Source organism: Erwinia sp. MYb416 (assembly GCF_037479575.1).
Lineage (GTDB): Bacteria > Pseudomonadota > Gammaproteobacteria > Enterobacterales > Enterobacteriaceae > Erwinia > Erwinia rhapontici.
This window is the reverse complement of record NZ_JBBGYT010000438.1, coordinates 431,582-447,973: the sequence shown is the minus strand read 5'-3', so window position 1 is coordinate 447,973 and position 16,392 is coordinate 431,582. Positions and strand designations below refer to the sequence as shown.

Annotated in this window: 16 protein-coding genes; 11 read left to right on the top strand and 5 right to left on the bottom strand. The window is 55.6% G+C overall.

What is annotated here, in order from left to right; genetic code table 11:
• Positions 1 to 36 precede the first annotated feature (36 nt).
• Together ybbP and ybbA are read right to left on the bottom strand one after the other, a co-directional pair.
• A complete protein-coding gene (gene ybbP, locus WH277_RS11565; protein ID WP_159337493.1) occupies positions 37 to 2,454 on the bottom strand; it encodes a putative ABC transporter permease subunit YbbP in 2,418 nt (805 codons plus the stop codon).
• Positions 2,451 to 3,137, bottom strand: a complete 687-nt coding sequence (ybbA, locus tag WH277_RS11560; RefSeq protein ID WP_339505698.1) for a putative ABC transporter ATP-binding protein YbbA — start codon at positions 3,135 to 3,137, stop codon at positions 2,451 to 2,453. Before ybbA ends, ybbP begins: the two co-directional genes overlap by 4 nt.
• Here ybbA and tesA point away from each other — a divergent pair.
• The 9 genes from tesA to WH277_RS11515 all read left to right on the top strand — a co-directional run bounded on the left by tesA (position 3,108) and on the right by WH277_RS11515 (position 10,053).
• Positions 3,108 to 3,731, top strand: coding sequence for a multifunctional acyl-CoA thioesterase I/protease I/lysophospholipase L1 (gene tesA, locus WH277_RS11555; protein ID WP_133845712.1), 624 nt, complete (start codon positions 3,108 to 3,110; stop codon positions 3,729 to 3,731). The genes ybbA and tesA overlap by 30 nt on opposite strands.
• 31 nt (positions 3,732 to 3,762) lie before the next feature.
• The gene (locus tag WH277_RS11550) at positions 3,763 to 4,533 is read left to right on the top strand and encodes an SDR family oxidoreductase (RefSeq protein ID WP_159337495.1); all 771 of its coding nucleotides are present in this window, start codon (positions 3,763 to 3,765) and stop codon (positions 4,531 to 4,533) included.
• Positions 4,534 to 4,602: 69 nt separating this feature from the next.
• Positions 4,603 to 5,460, top strand: a complete 858-nt coding sequence (locus WH277_RS11545; protein WP_133845714.1) for a co-chaperone YbbN — start codon at positions 4,603 to 4,605, stop codon at positions 5,458 to 5,460.
• A 512-nt stretch (positions 5,461 to 5,972) separates the two neighbouring features.
• A complete protein-coding gene (locus tag WH277_RS11540; protein ID WP_339505697.1) occupies positions 5,973 to 6,938 on the top strand; it encodes a hypothetical protein in 966 nt (321 codons plus the stop codon).
• A 73-nt stretch (positions 6,939 to 7,011) separates the two neighbouring features.
• The gene (locus WH277_RS11535) at positions 7,012 to 7,281 is read left to right on the top strand and encodes a hypothetical protein (protein WP_159337498.1); all 270 of its coding nucleotides are present in this window, start codon (positions 7,012 to 7,014) and stop codon (positions 7,279 to 7,281) included.
• Positions 7,278 to 7,523, top strand: coding sequence for a hypothetical protein (locus tag WH277_RS11530; protein WP_133845717.1), 246 nt, complete (start codon positions 7,278 to 7,280; stop codon positions 7,521 to 7,523). The genes WH277_RS11535 and WH277_RS11530 overlap by 4 nt, the downstream gene beginning before the upstream one ends.
• A gap of 122 nt (positions 7,524 to 7,645) precedes the next feature.
• A complete protein-coding gene (locus WH277_RS11525; protein WP_339505696.1) occupies positions 7,646 to 8,509 on the top strand; it encodes a hypothetical protein in 864 nt (287 codons plus the stop codon).
• A 177-nt stretch (positions 8,510 to 8,686) separates the two neighbouring features.
• Positions 8,687 to 9,604: an SPFH domain-containing protein gene (locus WH277_RS11520; protein ID WP_133845719.1), complete on the top strand. Its 918-nt coding sequence runs from the start codon at positions 8,687 to 8,689 to the stop codon at positions 9,602 to 9,604.
• A complete protein-coding gene (locus tag WH277_RS11515; RefSeq protein WP_133845720.1) occupies positions 9,601 to 10,053 on the top strand; it encodes an NfeD family protein in 453 nt (150 codons plus the stop codon). Before WH277_RS11520 ends, WH277_RS11515 begins: the two co-directional genes overlap by 4 nt.
• Here WH277_RS11515 and cueR read toward each other — a convergent pair.
• Positions 10,050 to 10,460: a Cu(I)-responsive transcriptional regulator gene (cueR, locus tag WH277_RS11510; protein ID WP_133845721.1), complete on the bottom strand. Its 411-nt coding sequence runs from the start codon at positions 10,458 to 10,460 to the stop codon at positions 10,050 to 10,052. The two genes, WH277_RS11515 and cueR, sit on opposite strands and share 4 nt — an antisense overlap.
• A 186-nt stretch (positions 10,461 to 10,646) precedes the next feature.
• Between cueR and WH277_RS11505 the strand changes: the two genes are divergently transcribed.
• Complete coding sequence (locus tag WH277_RS11505) at positions 10,647 to 11,126, top strand: DUF2938 domain-containing protein (protein WP_339505693.1); 480 nt, start codon at positions 10,647 to 10,649, stop codon at positions 11,124 to 11,126.
• A gap of 34 nt (positions 11,127 to 11,160) precedes the next feature.
• On the opposite strand, the gene WH277_RS11500 is transcribed toward WH277_RS11505, so the two are convergent.
• Both WH277_RS11500 and WH277_RS11495 read right to left on the bottom strand, forming a co-directional pair.
• Positions 11,161 to 12,939, bottom strand: coding sequence for a flotillin family protein (locus tag WH277_RS11500; RefSeq protein ID WP_212813835.1), 1,779 nt, complete (start codon positions 12,937 to 12,939; stop codon positions 11,161 to 11,163).
• A gap of 38 nt (positions 12,940 to 12,977) precedes the next feature.
• Complete coding sequence (locus WH277_RS11495; protein WP_133845724.1) at positions 12,978 to 13,613, bottom strand: OB-fold-containig protein; 636 nt, start codon at positions 13,611 to 13,613, stop codon at positions 12,978 to 12,980.
• A 219-nt stretch (positions 13,614 to 13,832) separates the two neighbouring features.
• On the opposite strand from WH277_RS11495, the gene copA reads away from it, so the two are divergent.
• A complete protein-coding gene (copA, locus tag WH277_RS11490) occupies positions 13,833 to 16,355 on the top strand; it encodes a copper-exporting P-type ATPase CopA (protein WP_339505691.1) in 2,523 nt (840 codons plus the stop codon).
• The last annotated feature ends 37 nt before the right edge of the window (positions 16,356 to 16,392 follow it).

Here is a 16,392-nt window from a genome sequence, read left to right as displayed (position 1 = left end):
ACAGTAAACAGGCCGGCTTTCACCGGCCTCCTTTCACTATCCTGCGTAATACCCTCTGAACAGCGCTTTCCCTTTCAGCAAGCGCACGCCCAACCAGCCGCCGCACAATGAGAGCAGCAGCGCGCCGGTCAGCGGCAGTACCAGCCATAGCACGAAATCAGGCTGCCACGGGAAGTCGAACACTTTGCGTTGCAACCCCCACAGCGCCGCTTCGGCACCAATAGCCGCTGCAACACCGGACACCACGCCAAGTAGCGCAAACTCGCACCACAACGTACCGCGCAGCAGTTTTTTACTGGCACCCAGCGTACGGTAGACCACCAGTTCCTGACGTCGCTGACGCATACCCACCTGAATTTGTGCCAGTAACAGCAGCACGCCGCAGGCGGTCACGAGGATCACCATAATCTCCAGCGCCTGGCTGACCTGCGCCAGCACCTGCCCTATCTGCTTCAGAATGCTGCCAATATCCAGCAGACTGAGCGTCGGGAACTGACGATTAAGCTGTGCCAGCGTGGCGTTGTCATTATCCATACGGAAGCTGGTCAGCCACGTTTGCGGCTGTCCATCAAGCGCGCCCGGAGGGAAAATAAAGAAGAAATTCGGCTTCAGGCTTTCCCAGTCGACTTTGCGCATACTGCTGATTTTTGCACTGAACTCCTGAGTATCACCGGTAAAGGTCAGCGTATCCCCCAGCTTCACGCCCAGACGATTTGCCAGCTCCTGCTCAATGGAGACCTCCCCATTTTTTGGCGGCCAGCTTCCCGCTGTCATCGGGTTGTGATCCGGCAGATCCTTCAGCCAGGTCAGGTTCAGCTCGCGGTTCAGGGATTCATCCTGCGCCGGATCGGCAGGCTGTTGATTGATCCCGGTCAGACGTACTCGCGCTACCGGATAGAAGGTTTCTGCCTTCACCTGATGCTGTTGCAGGAAGGCCTGCACCTGCGGCACCTGCGGCTCGGTAATATTTAACAGGAAGTAATTCGGGCTACCCGGCGGCAGTTGCTGCTGCCAGCGATCCAGCAGATCGCCACGCATCACCAGCAGCAATGCCAGCAACATAAACGACAGCGAAAACGCCGCCAGCTGGCTGAGCGTGGTCCAGGGCTGACGCAGCAGCCGGTTCACCGCCAGACGAAAGGCCAGGTTACGCAACGTCAGACGGCGCAGCAGCAGCAGGCCGCCCCAGCCAATGGCACCCAGCAGCAGCGACAACAGCACAATACCTGCCACCAGCGCCCACAACAGTTTGCTGCCCCCCACCAGCAGAGCCAGCAGGCCAATCACTACCACCGCCATCGCAGGCAGATACAGCTTCAGCGGCCAGATATTCGCCACGGCATCGCGGCGCAGGACGCGCAGCGGTTGGGTCGCCAGCAGTAAGCGGTAAGGGCGTAACCCGACCAGCAGGGAGATGACAAACAGCGATCCCACTGCCCACAACCACGGCCAGGCACTGGCGGCCGGAAGCTCACCCGGCAACACCGGACGCAGCATCCGCAGCAGCAGTGCTTCAAAGCCCAGCCCAATGGCACTGCCCACCACCGCCGCCAACAGCAGCACTGCCAGCCACTGGCCGATAATCAATTTACGCAGTGCCGTGCGGTTAGCCCCGAGCGTTTTCAGTACCGCCACCAGATCGTAGCGGCTGCGACAGTAATGGCTCATCGCCACGGCCACGGCGGCAATCGCCAGCATCAGCGTTAGCAGTGCTGACAGCAGCAGGAATTGCTGGGCGCGCTGCATGGATTTCCCCAGCGCATCCTCACTGTTTTCCACGCTGATCCAGCGCTGGTCGGGCGTCAGCCGCGCTTCGATATAACGGTCATAACGCGCCAGTTGCGCCGGAGTGCCGGAGAATTTATAGCGCCAGGTGATGCGGCTGCCGGGCTGGATAGCCCCGGTTTTCTCCACATCGGCCAGGTTCATCAGCAGACGCGGTGCGGTCTGGAACGGGTTAAAGCCCGCATCCGGCTCCTGGATCACTTCCCCCCCAATACGCAGAGTGGTATCCCCCACGTCGAGTTGGTCCCCGGCTTTACGCTCCAGCAATGCCAGCAGGCGTGGTGCGGCCAGCACGGTACCCGCTGCGGGTTTCAGCCCGACGGGTGCGGTCGTCAGCTGGCCGAACATCGGATAGAGATCGTCCACCGCCTTTACCGACGCCAGCTGCGGGGTCTCTCCGGCAAACGTCATGGTCATAAAGCTGAGCTGACGCCCTACCTGCAATCCGTCAGCACGCGCCTGCGCCAGCCATTCATCAGGCACGGCTTTGCTGCTGCGCAGCGTGCGGTCACCCGCCATAAAGTCACGGCTCTGCTGGCTTAAGCCTTTTTCCATACGGTCACTGAGTGAGCCCAACGCCAGCACGCAGGCCACCGCCAGTGTTAACGCCAGCCAGACAATCAGCAGCGAGGGCGATTTCCACTCACGCCAGAACCAGCGCCAAATCATGCTTCCTCCCACAGCTTGCCATCACGCAGCCGCAGCCGACGATCGCAGCGCGCCGCCAGCTGTTCATCATGAGTGACGAGGATCAGCGTGGTGGCATAATCACGGTTCATCGTAAACAGCAGGTCGGCAATACGATCGCCCGTTTTGCGATCAAGGTTACCGGTCGGTTCATCGGCAAACAGCAGGGCCGGTCGACCGTTAAAGGCGCGGGCCAGCGCCACGCGCTGCTGCTCTCCGCCAGAAAGCTGAGCGGGAAGATGGGTAAGACGCTCGCCCAGCCCAAGTTGCGCCAGCAGTGCGGCTGCCTGCTCACGGCTCTGACGATCGCTTTCACCGCGCAACAGCGCCGGAAGTTGTACATTTTCCTGAGCATTCAGGGTCGGCACCAGCATGAACGACTGGAAAACAAAGCCGACATTCTTCGCCCGTAATTCAGCCCGCTGCTCCTCGTTCATCTTGTGCAGCGGCTGGCCGAGCATCATCACCTCTCCTTCGCTGCCGTCGTCCAGCCCGGCCAAAATTCCGAGCAGCGTCGACTTACCCGATCCCGATTCACCGATCAGGGCGAGGGTCTCAGCCGGTTTGACAACCAGCTCAACTCCGGTAAGGATGGAAAGCTGATGCTCACCCTGACCGACGGACTTACTAAGACGATGAACTTCAAGAATGTTTTCCGCTGGCATTACCCTTTCCTGTTCTTATTGGCTTTTATGACGCTGCGCGCAACGGCGGCAGATACGCTGCTGGTACTCGGCGACAGTCTGAGCGCCGGTTACCGCATGTCTGCCAGTGCTGCATGGCCTGCGTTACTCAATGATAAATGGAAAAAATCCCCCACCATTATTAACGGTAGCATAAGCGGTGACACCGCGACGCAGGGGCTGGCTCGTCTTCCTGCACTGCTGAAACAACATCAGCCGCGCTGGGTACTGATTGAACTGGGTGGTAATGATGCATTACGCGGTTTTGCCCCACAGCAGGTGGAGCAGGACCTGGATCAGGCGATTAAACTGGCGCTGGCCGCCAAAGCGCAGCCGATTCTGATGCAAATACGTATACCGCCAAACTACGGCAAGCGTTATACCGAATCCTTTGCGGCTATCTACCCCAAACTGGCTCAGGAACACGCCATTCCGCTGCTGCCGTTCTTTATGGAACAGGTTTATCTGAAACCGGAATGGATGCAGGACGATGGCATTCATCCTAACCCTGCGGCCCAACCGTTTATTGCCGACCTGATGGCCAAAAACCTGGCTCCCCTAGTTAAGCATGAGTGACCCGGCTCTGAGTGCCGTGACAGGTAAAGTTATGCAAAAAAGTATTGTTATTACGGGCAGTTCCAGCGGTATTGGCCTGGTGGCAGCCAACGATCTGCTGCGCCGTGGCTACCATGTTATCGCGGCCTGCCGTAAACCGCAGGATGTCGAACGCATGAACGAACTGGGTTTTAGCGGTGTCTTGCTGGACCTGGATGACGCCACCAGCGTCGAGCATGCCGCCGGGGAGATCCTTGCGCTGTGTGATGGCCGCCTGGCAGGCCTGTTTAATAACGGAGGCTTCGGCGTTTATGGCCCCTTGCAGTCGGTCTCCCGTCAGCAGCTAGAACAGCAGTTCGCCACCAATCTGTTCGGTACCCACCAGCTCACTATACTGCTGCTGCCTGCGCTGATCGCCGCCAGCGGGCGCATTGTGAATACCAGTTCGGTGATGGGACTGATCTCAACACCAGGGCGTGGTGCCTATGCCGCCAGTAAATACGCGCTGGAGGCCTGGTCTGATGCCCTGCGGATGGAGCTGCACAGCAGCGGTGTGCGCGTCAGCCTGATTGAACCAGGGCCAATTCATACCCGCTTTACCGATAACGTCCGGCAGGCGCAGCAGGATAAACCGGTGAAAAATCCCGGGATCGCCGCCCGCTTTACGCTGCCGCCGGAGGCGATTCTGCCGAAACTGCGGCATGCGCTGGAGAGCCGCCACCCACGTTTGCGCTATCCTGTGACGATGGTGACCCATGTCATTACGCTGTTGCGCCGTTTGCTGCCAGGCTGGATGATGGATCGGTTTTTACGCCAGAATTAGTCGCCGGGCCTTGAAGCATCGCCCCTCGCCCCAATACAGTAAGAAACTTACGTGAAAAGAGACGAATTCATGTCACCACAAGCTGCTATTGTCGAAATTAATGAAGCCAACCTGCAACAGACGCTGGAACAGTCGATGCAAATCCCGGTGCTGTTTTACTTCTGGTCAGAACGCAGCCAGCACTGTCAGCATCTGACGCCGCTGCTGGATCGTCTGGCGCAGGAGTATGCCGGGCAGTTTGTTCTGGCAAGGCTGGACTGTGACGCGGAACCAGCGGTTGCGCAGCAGTTTGGACTGCGTTCCATCCCGACGGTCTACCTGTTCCAGAATGGTCAGCCGGTCGACGGTTTCCAGGGGCCGCAGCCGGAAGAAGCCGTGCGTGCCCTTTTAGAGAAAGTGCTGCCGAAAGAAGAGGAGCTGAAAGCCCAGCAGGCGATGCAGCTGATGGACGAAGGCAAACTGATTGAGGCTCTGCCGCTGCTGAAAGATGCGTGGGCACTGAGCAACCAGCGCAGCGACATCGGTTTCCTGCTTGCCGAAGTACTGATCGGGCTGACCCGCAGCGAAGAGGCCGAAGCGGTACTGAAAGTGGTGCCTTTGCAGGATCAGGATACGCGCTACCAGGGTCTGGTAGCACAGATCGAGCTGCTGAAGCAGGCGGCGGACACACCCGAAATCCAGCAACTGCAACAGCAGATCGACGCTGATCCGGACAATGCCGAACTGGCTACCCAGCTGGCATTACAATACCACCAGGTCGGGCGCAACGAAGAAGCGCTGGAACTGCTGTTCTCTCATCTGAAGAAAGATCTCGCCGCGGCCAACGGTCAGGCGCGTAAAATTTTGCAGGACATTCTCGCCGCGTTGGGTACCGGCGATGCGCTGGCGGCGAAATACCGTCGTCAGCTCTACTCTCTGCTCTACTAAAACACAGCAGGCCGGTGGCACACCCATCGGCCTGCTGTATATCAATAACATCCCGGCTCCCCCTTCCTCTGCTCGTACTCTGTAGCACTCCCCACCATCATTAGTCTTAATCCAGTCTGAAAGAAAATATATCTCTGTTAAAACGGATACCTGGGCCTGATTTTTGAGTCACGCTATTTACCCTGCCATGAACTGACCTTGACTCACCTTCCCCGTGAAGAATGGCCTGCACCGCTGACGCCAAAAAGACTAACCAAAGACTAACAAAATCAAACACTCACTATAAAGACTTATGAGAAATTAAAAATACCGTCAAAATATTGACTAAAGTCAATTAAAAGAGACAACAACAAGACTAGCATTACTCACATAGCGAAGTCACAAAAAGTGACGCACCACAGAACAAAAAGTCACAACAAAGTCAAAAGGATAATGACAGTTAAATCTGCGTGTTCAGTGTCAGAATTCTGGTATCGCAACGTTATTAACCCTTCATATCTACTGGAAAAATCATGAAACGCACGATGATCGCGCTTACTGCCCTGGCCCTTCTCTCCTCTTTTAATACGTCTGCTGAAGATCAGTCCCACGCCTTTAATGATGCAGTATCAACTCTGCATCAGTTGCAGGAGCAAGAAAAAGACAATCTGGCACATTACAACGAAACGGACAGCAATGATGGAACAGGTCGCTTTAACGCCGATGGATCTTTCAATGACTCTTTAGCAATGCAAGGTGACAAGATCCGTGCCGACCGTCGGGCTGCGCAGAGAGAAGTCAACGGAACAACGTATCGCAATCAGGTACAACAGCAGCAAACCGATGCTAAGGCGGCCGACTTGGCAAATACGGTTGCCCAGAGTAAGGAACGCGTCAGCCATGATGACCGTTTGCGGGGCGCAATGGCCCGCCAGCCAATGGCGACCCTGACCCCTTCTTTAGCGGCAATTGGCCCGAACCAGCGGAAAAACTCAGATATGGCAGTGGCGCTGGCGGATGCCCGTCAGGCTGATGCAGACAGAAGAGCCAAAGAGGCGGCAGCCTATAACCGCAATGCCACTGCTGATAAACTGGGTCAACAGATGCAGCAGCAGAAAATGGTGGATCACGCCCGGATTGCGCGTGATGCCGCCATTGCTAACTTCGATGCGCAGCAGGCAGTACGGGATCAGCAGGCCATTAAAATGTCCGGAATGGCCCGCCAGCCAATGGCGCCCCTGAGCCCGGCAGTGAACATCGGTGTCAAAACACCCGTCCAGTCGATGCCCTCAGTCATCTTAAATAAACCCATCTCCGTCTCGAAAATCACGTTCGCTACCGGCAAAGGTAACGCCGGAGGTCAGGGCGGCCACGCTTCACACGGTGGTTCTGGCAATCGCGGTGGCGATAATGCGCACAGTGCCGCTTTTGGTGGTCACGGTTACGGCCATGACAACTCGCGCTCCGAAGGTTTCGGTGGTCATTCGCACTTCCATTAAAAGTGCACAGGCTTTTCCAATGGGTCAGGTCATCACCTGACCCCTTTCGAAACGACAATGGGGAGTGACTCAAATGATACCGGAACACCTGGCGCTGATTGCAGAAGCGCGTTCGATCTTGCTTAAGGCGCTCTCGGACAGCGAACAGTATCGAAAAGAACATCTTTCAGCCTGCCTGCAACTTTCACAGGCAGCGAGCCACGCACTCTCGCTTACGATAAAACTGGAGCGAGGGTCTGCTGCAGAACAGATTAATTATGCGGAATTGCTTGAACGACAGATGGTCTCTGTTCGGGCCTGTCAGGCAACATTAACGAAATTATCCCATGGGGTAACGCAATGACCCGATTTTCACAGCCGATTGAAGACAAGGTAAACGTTGAGAAACATCACCGGATGATGGATCACATCTCATCAGAGTTCGGGGATGAAATGTTAAGGACGATTCTGTTGCTGAATGCCCGTCTGATGACGTTGAGTATGGATGATCTGAAGTCTGTGGTGGTCAGCGTTGTTGCCCGGGATGATGCAAAGCTCACGATGAAACGTGACAGCACCGGAATTGACCTTAAAATCGGATTTTAACGAAGGCAGTCTGTTAAAAAGTCTCTGCATTGCGTTGCCCTGTTCTTCGCTCACAGGCCGCTGACTTTCACACTCGAAGATATGATATTATGACTTCCCCCGGGAAACAGGAAGTTAATAATATGTCACATATTTTCTTTGAGTTTGATCTTGAGCCTGGCGTGAAGTCAGTGGCCGATTTGAACTATGTCCTTCGTGATAGTGACAAAAAAACAGCATTTGTGATGAGTGCCGAGGTGGCAAAATTTGTCAAAGATGCGCTGATCATTAATGACACGATTATCAGTTTTAAACATTGCTGCTTCGCCTTCGATAAAGGCGCAGAGTTCGTCGAATTTGACCGCAAAGGTCAGTCGGTACGTTTCTCTGAACCTGTCCCCGCCTGGTTTATTAAGCCAGCCCTGTTTGCGCGGTCCGACTGGCTGGATAATCATGCGCTGGCCGATCTGCCTGCTCCTGAGTTCATCAAAGCCTTCAATGAGAAGTTCCCGGATCTGCAGGAGCGCAGAAAGCACGCGGATTACCTTTTTGACCTTCAACTGCACAAGACAACCTCACCTCATCAGGAAGCCACCAGGACGGTGGGAAACACCAACGGTAAATCAACCAAACCCAAAGTCACCGATCTGGGGTCATTCCAGCTGTTTCAGCAATTCTTTGACAGGCTTAAGTCTGCGGTAATGGCAGATGAGTTCCCCACCCTCAACGTTTTGACGGCATCTGAGAATGTGAATAACGTGCCAGGCAGCTATCGCCAGGCACTGCGTACCGCGATGAAAGCAGTGACCAACGAGTTGCCCGTCAACAATAAGCGCCAGGCCGCAGGCAATCCGGCCCTGTTCTGCGCCCCTATTCGCGACAAAATTGCGGAGATTGAAGCGATTGGGCTTGAGCCCTATTACCAGGCATTGTCAAAAGCGATCGCACAGGCCGAAGGCAGCTACATTGCTGATTTCTCTTTCCAGTTCACCAGACAAAAGAGTTAAGCGCTAACAATACCAACAACAGCAGGATGGCGCTGTCATGGGTGTTACAATATCATCAGATAAGGTGCAACCCGGTAGCGCTGTGCTCTGGTGGACGGATTCGAGTGTCGAAGGGGCGTTCGGGCTAAAGGGTCGCCCAGTAAAGTGATGAATAATAACAATCTGGAGGTTATTTTTATGTTGGCTGTGATTCCCGTCATTATCATTCTGGCCCTGATCCTCGTCTGGTCAGGTATCAAAATCGTCCCACAAGGTTTTCAGTGGACCGTTGAACGCTTCGGCCGCTATACCAATACACTCCAGCCCGGCCTGAATCTGGTGATCCCGTTTATGGATCGCGTGGGCCGTAAAATCAATATGATGGAACAAGTGCTGGATATCCCCTCGCAGGAGATCATCTCTAAAGATAACGCCAGCGTCACCATTGATGCCGTGTGCTTTATTCAGGTGGTTGACCCGGCACGCGCCGCCTATGAGGTCAGCAATCTTGAGCTGGCAATCATCAACCTGACGATGACCAACATGCGTACCGTGCTGGGATCGATGGAACTGGATGAAATGCTGTCGCAACGTGACAACATCAATACCCGCCTGCTGCATATTGTCGATGAAGCGACCAACCCATGGGGCATCAAAATTACCCGTATTGAGATCCGCGATGTTCGCCCACCGGCTGAACTGATCGCCTCGATGAACGCCCAGATGAAAGCCGAACGAACCAAGCGTGCCGATATTCTGGAAGCGGAAGGGGTTCGCCAGGCCGCGATCCTGCGTGCTGAAGGGGAAAAACAGTCGCAGATCCTGAAAGCAGAAGGTGAACGTCAGTCTGCATTCCTTGCTGCGGAAGCGCGCGAACGTAGTGCTGAAGCCGAAGCGCAGGCAACAAAAATGGTATCTGAAGCCATTGCCGCCGGGGATATTCAGGCGATTAACTACTTTGTAGCGCAGAAATATACTGATGCCCTGCAAAACATCGGCTCCTCCAGCAACAGTAAAGTGGTGATGATGCCGCTGGAAGCCAGCAGCCTGATGGGATCTATTGCCGGGATCAGCGAATTGCTGGGCGAAAGCAAAGCGGAGCGTAACCGCCGATGATCGATGAACTGCTCGCTAACCCGTGGTGGCTATGGCTGACCTTCGGCGGCCTGCTGCTGGCGGCGGAGATGCTGGGTGCCAGTGGTTATCTGCTGTGGAGCGGCGTTGCTGCCGTGCTGGTCAGCCTGCTGGTATGGCTGGTGCCCATGCCATGGGAGTGGCAGGGGCTGAGTTTTGCCGTACTGACCATTCTCGCTGCACTGTGGTGGTATCGCTGGCTTAAGCACCGCGACCGCCGAAATCCTCCTTCGACGTTGAATCAGCGGGGTCAGCAGATGATTGGCCGCCAGCTGACGCTGGATGCCGGGCTGGTCAATGGCTTCGGGCATGTGCGTATTGGTGATGGTAACTGGCGCGTCCAGGCAGAGGAAGATTTGCCCGCCGGAACCCAGATCACCGTGGTAGCGGTCGAAGGGATCACGCTACGCGTTGTCCGTCGTGGGGTTTAACCCTGCTTAGCGCTGTGACAGCATCCGGCCAGGTGATTAATGATCGGGCACTCGGCGCTGTCATCGCCCGGGCAACTGGCGGCGAGATCGAGCAACTTCTGGCGCATTAGCTGGAGTTCACTGATATGAACTTCGATCTCCCGCACTTTGCTGAGCGTCCTCGCCTTCACATCGGCGCTGTGGCGTTCAGGATCGTTAAACAGGCCGACCATCTCGCGGCACTCATCCAGATTAAATCCGACCTGGCGGGCCTGGCGCAGCAGCGTCAGCTCCTCCAGGTGTTTGGCACTGTAGCTGCGATAGCCATTTTCCGTGCGCAGCGGCGGCGTCACCAGCCCTTTCTCTTCATAAAAACGGATCGCTTTGCTGGTTAATCCGGTTTTCTTTGCCACGTCGCTGATATTCATTATTCCTCCGGGCGGCTTAAGCAGGATCCATAACTAATCCAATTTTCTGTCTCAGTCAAACAACAGGTCTTCGTCCCCTCTACTTTGGTACAGGTTGCTGCCGTTTACTTTGACATCCTGCATGCCAATCACAGACAGTCGACAAAATAAACACGTGAAGAGGACGGCACGATGCAGGAGAGTTTAATGCTGGCAGGGCAAGCTGTTTTGTTGGGAACCGGCGCAACACTGGTAATGGATCTCTGGGCATTACTGCAAAAGCAGTTATTCAAAATCCCCTCTCTGGACTATCGGCTGGTCGGGCGCTGGCTGGGGCATATGCGTCATGGGACGTTTAGCCACTGCACCATTTTGCAAGCCACTCCGGTCAGGGGTGAAGTGGCCGTCGGCTGGGGAGCACACTACTTGACGGGGATAATGTTCTCTGTGCTGCTGATTGTCCTCGTCGGCCCACAATGGCTGTCGGCGCCAACATTCCTGCCCGCGTTGCTGATGGGGATAGTCAGCGTAGTCGCACCGTATTGCCTGATGCAGCCTGCGTTTGGCTTCGGCTTTGCGGCGGCCAACACCCCTGCCCCCTGGATCGTACGCTGGCGCAGCCTGGTCGCCCATACCTCCTTTGGCATTGGCATCTGGCTGACAGCATTACTGATGAGTCAGAGTTAACAATCCCCCTGGTGGGTGACCAGGAGGATTGAGGTCAGATAAGGGGGGTAAATTTCGCGGATGTCAGTGATTCGACGGGGGGTGAGGAAGCCACTGGAACGGCAACCTCCGCACTGGCAGGCGAAGAAGGTGCCTCATCGTTTGCTGCGGGTTGATCGCTGTCACTCGCCTGGGGCGCTACTAGTCCCGCCGTCAGATCGTTGAGCGATCCTCCCGCCAGCCCCACTTCCTTCAGCAATGAGTCCAGAATGGGCGCATGGGCACGATAAGAGAGTGCAGCAGACAGCGCCTGTTCCGCCAGATTTCCCCCGGCCATCGTGGCAGTCCCCGAGGAAGCCCCACCTGAGGTGCGATTTAAACCATCCACCTGGATGATTTTGATGCCTTCAATGGCTTTCATCGGCTCCACGGATTTTTCAATAACCGCTGGCAGCGCCTGTAGCAGAGCAAGTTTAAATTTCAGGCTGGTCTGGTCGCTGGAGAGCATATTAACGGCATCATTCAGCGCACGCTGGGCTTCCGCTTCCGCCAGGCCTTTTCTGCGCGTTGCTTCTGCCAGCTGAATAATGGCCGCCGCCTGCAATTCTGCGGCTTCTTTCTCTGCACGGGCACTCAGGGTTAACTGTACCGCTTTGGTTTCAGCGTCCTGAGTGGCCTCGATCAGGGCAACCTGTTTGGCACGATCGGCCTCCGCGGTTTCACGGGTGGTCACCACGTTTTGTTCGGCTTTCACGGCTTCTGACAGCGCAAGGTTAGCCTGCGCCTGGGCCTGAGATTGCTGTTCAGATTTTGCCGCAATCGCAATGGCTTTATCCTGCTGTGCAATTTCAGTGACACGGGTTTGTTCAATCTCTTTGACCTGAACGTCCCGGCTGGCTTCCACTTCGCGGGTTTTCAGCACCTGCTTACTTTCAATTTCCGCTTCCTGGATCTGACGTTCGGACATGATCCGGCTCTGCTCTGCTTCACGGCGACGTTCGGCCTCATAGGTCGCAATTTTCGAGGACTGTTCGGCGCTGCGTGTCTTGATCTGCTGTTCCTGATCTAAAGACATGAAAGATTCCTGCTGTTCAATTTCCAGCTTGCGCGCCAGGGCATCACGGTTTTTTTCACGCACGGCAACTTCAACATCCTGCTCAACTTCGTTGCGTTCCCGGCGTCTGCGCTCCGTTTCCTGCGTCAGCTTGGTCAGACCCTCGGCGTCAAAGGCGTTATTCGGATCGAAAAACTCCTTCGAGGTCTGGTTAAAATTGGTCAGAGAAACGCTTTCCAGCTCAAGACCATTTTTGCTCAGATCTTCCGCCACCGTGTTTTGTACCCCCTGGACAAATTTTTCACGGGTATCCTGCAAATCCTGCATCGTCATCTGTGACGCGGTCGAACGCAGCGCATCAACAAATTTATCTTCCACCAGGATGCGCAGATCCTCAGGGGATAAAGTCCGTTGCCCCAGCGTCTGAGCCGCGGTTGAAATACCTTCCACCGTCGGTTTTACCCGCACAAAAAACGCGACAACGACATCAACACGCATACGATCTTTGGTGATCAGGCTGTCCACTTTAGAACGGCTCACCTCCAGTTTTAGCGTATTCATGTTAATCAGAATAATTTCATGAAATACCGGCAGAACAATGGAACCGCCGCTAAGAACCACTTTTAGTCCTCCCAGACCAGTTCTGACAAAGGATTGTTCCGCAGAGGCTTTTTTATACAGCCGGGAGAATATAATCCCCACAATAATAAGGACGACAAAAACGGCTAATGCAATTTCACCCCAGAAATACCAACTATCAATGTTTGTCACTTCTTCCATTACAATCCCTTAGTTAAAAATAGACGTGTGAGGCAGTGTTACCGATGTTCAGACCAGGGATGAGACATCCCTTCGAATAAAGATGAGGTGAGACGCGCCGTAATGATAATGGTCTCGCCAGGGGAGAAAATGTCATCCTCGCTGTCTGGCTGTACGCGTAAATAATGCGTTTGCTGAAACTTATCGACCAGCCGACACTGGGCAGGATGCCCCATGCTGGCCGTTCCTCCCACCACGGTCGCCATACAGCCAATAAAACTCTCTTCAGACAGTGCGCTGCTTTCGTATTGTGGTAAAAAACGCGCAAGGACGGCGCTTATTTTTCGCACGAAAAGCACAGAGATTACGCCCGCTGGTAACGCCACCAGCCCGCCAGGAAGAGGTTTGCCCAGCGCGTACAGCAGTGCCCACTGTAAAACCATTCCGCTGATAGAAAAGCAGGACAGCAAGAGAATAAACAGAATGAATAAAGGGACTTTGCCAATATTTAACCAGTCCAGCCCCTGAGAAAATAAAGACTCACCGGCATGAATATGCGGCGACAGCAGGGTATCAGTATGTGAGAAAACACTCATGCCAAATATAATGGCAAGAATTTCCACCAGACCAAATAACAGGATCAACGCGAAGGTGATAAGAAAAATGGCATTTTCAGGTAGTAATATAAAATTCATTGCAGACGCCTCCCTGTCTGATAATACCCGGCTAAAGGTGACGCTGCGCCTGAGTAATAAGCTGAAACAGTTTACGTGCTCGGGAAAGGCAGATCCAGATGTAAATCCGGTTATTTATGCCCTCAGGCCTGGGGATAAATATCGTTACACTGGCTTGACCTTACCCTTGCGGGAAGGTTTAACCTGAGCTTCGGTGACATATTCACTCAGGAGAAAATCATGACACACACCACGTTACTGGCGCTGGACGGACTGACCTGCGGCCACTGTGTTAAACGGGTTAAAGAAGCGCTGGAACAGCGTGACGACGTGGAGCAGGCGGACGTCACGGTGACGGAAGCCCGCATTACCGGTGATGCCAGCGCCGATGCGCTGATTGCCGCCATCGAACAGGTGGGTTATCACGCCAGCCTGCCAGAAGGGGCTTCTCACCCAAAGCCTGATACGCTGACAGAATCAGAACCTCAGCCGGAAGCGCTGACAGCGTCCCTGCCAGAGCTTCCGGCAACGACTCCCGCTTCCGATCCCGACAGCTACCAGCTGTTGATTGACGGCATGAGCTGCGCCAGCTGCGTTAGCCGCGTACAGAGTGCGCTGCAAAATGTCGCTGGCGTCAGCCAGGCGCGGGTTAACCTTGCCGAACGCAGCGCGCTGGTGCTGGGTTCGGCTTCCCCCGCCGCACTCATCGAGGCCGTGAGCCGCGCAGGATATGGTGCGGAAATCATTGAAGATGACGTGAAACGTCGGGAAAAACAGCAGCAAACCGCGCAGTCTGCGGTAAAACGTTTTCGCTGGCAGGCGATCCTGGCGCTGGCGCTGGGTATCCCGCTGATGGGATGGGGAATGATCGGCGACAATATGATGCTGACCGCCGACAACCGCAGTGGATGGCTGGTGGTGGGCGTACTGACCCTGCTGGTCATGATCATCGCCGGGGGGCATTTTTACCGCAGCGCATGGCGCAGCCTGCTGAACCTTAGCGCCACCATGGATACGCTGGTCGCACTGGGTACTGCCGCCGCCTGGCTTTACTCCATCACCGTGAATCTGTGGCCCGATCTGTTTCCGATGGCGGCACGCCATCTTTATTACGAAGCCAGTGCGATGATTATCGGTCTGATTAATCTCGGCCATATGCTGGAGCAGCGCGCTCGCCAACGCTCGTCAAAAGCGCTGGAAAAATTGCTGGATCTGACCCCGCCCACAGCGCGTGTTGTCACGAAAAACGGTGAGCAGATCCTGCCGCTGAGTGACGTGCAGTTGGGGATGACGCTGCGCGTCACCACCGGCGATCGGATACCGGTCGACGGCACGATCCTGCGCGGCGAAGCCTGGCTGGATGAAGCCATGCTGACCGGCGAAGCCACCCCTCAGCAGAAGTCATCGGGTGATGCGCTGCATGCCGGGACGGTATTGCAGGACGGCAGCGTGCTGTTCAGTGCCACCGCCATCGGCAAGAACACCACCCTGTCGCGGTTTATTCAGTTATTACGCCAGGCGCAAAGCAGTAAGCCGGAAATCGGCCAACTGGCGGATAAAATTTCAGCGGTGTTTGTCCCGCTGGTGGTGGCGATAGCCCTGTTCAGCGCTGCTGTCTGGTATCTGGTCGGCCCCGCACCGCAGATGGTCTACACCCTGGTGATTGCCACTACCGTACTGATCATCGCCTGCCCTTGCGCACTCGGGCTGGCTACACCGATGTCGATTATTGCTGGCGTTGGTCGTGCCGCCGAGTTTGGTGTCCTGGTGCGTGATGCCGATGCCCTGCAACGTGCCAGCACCCTGAGCACCTTAGTCTTTGATAAAACAGGCACCCTGACCGAAGGTGCGCCGCGTGTCGTTGAAGTCCTGCTGTTTAACGGGGCTGACCGGCAGACCGTGCTGCGTCAGGCTGCGGCCCTGGAGCAGGGTTCGAGCCATCCGCTGGCACGCGCCATCATTGAGTACGCCGCTCTGGCGACGCTGCCCGAGATTGAGCAATTTCGTACAATACCGGGGCTGGGGGTCAGCGGCATACTCGCTGGCACTCCGCTGCTGCTGGGTAATCCACCGCTGATGGCGCAGCAGAAAATCGCGACCGGGGCGATCACCGGGCAGGTGGAACAGCAGGCAGCAAGCGGCGCTACCCCAGTACTGCTGGCAGCCGGAGGGGAAATTGTCGCCCTGTTTGCCATCCGTGACCCTCTGCGTAAAGAGAGCGTCAGTGCGCTACAAAGACTGCATAAACGCGGTTATCAGCTGGTGATGCTGACAGGCGATAACGCCATTACGGCCAATGCCATTGCGCGTGAAGCCGGTATCGATCGTGTGATTGCCGGGGTGTTGCCGGAAGGCAAAGCCGATGCGATCCGCGCCCTGCAACAACAGGGCCAGCAGGTGGCGATGATTGGTGATGGCATAAATGATGCTCCGGCCCTTGCGCAGGCTGATGTGGGGATCGCAATGGGTGGCGGCAGCGATGTGGCCATCGAGACTGCGGCGATTACGTTGATGCGTCAGGACCTGAATGCGGTGGCCGATGCTCTGGCGATTTCCCAGGCGACGCTTCGCAATATGAAACAAAATCTGCTTGGGGCATTTATTTATAACGCTTGTGGCATCCCGATTGCGGCCGGGGTGCTGTATCCCCTGACGGGGACCCTGCTCAGTCCCGTGGTGGCGGGCGCGGCGATGGCACTTTCATCGATTACCGTGGTGAGTAATGCTAATCGTCTGATCCGCTACCGCCCGCCGCAATCGTAAGTCGGCTAATGAGTGCTGCGTTTTGCCCTGTCCGTCA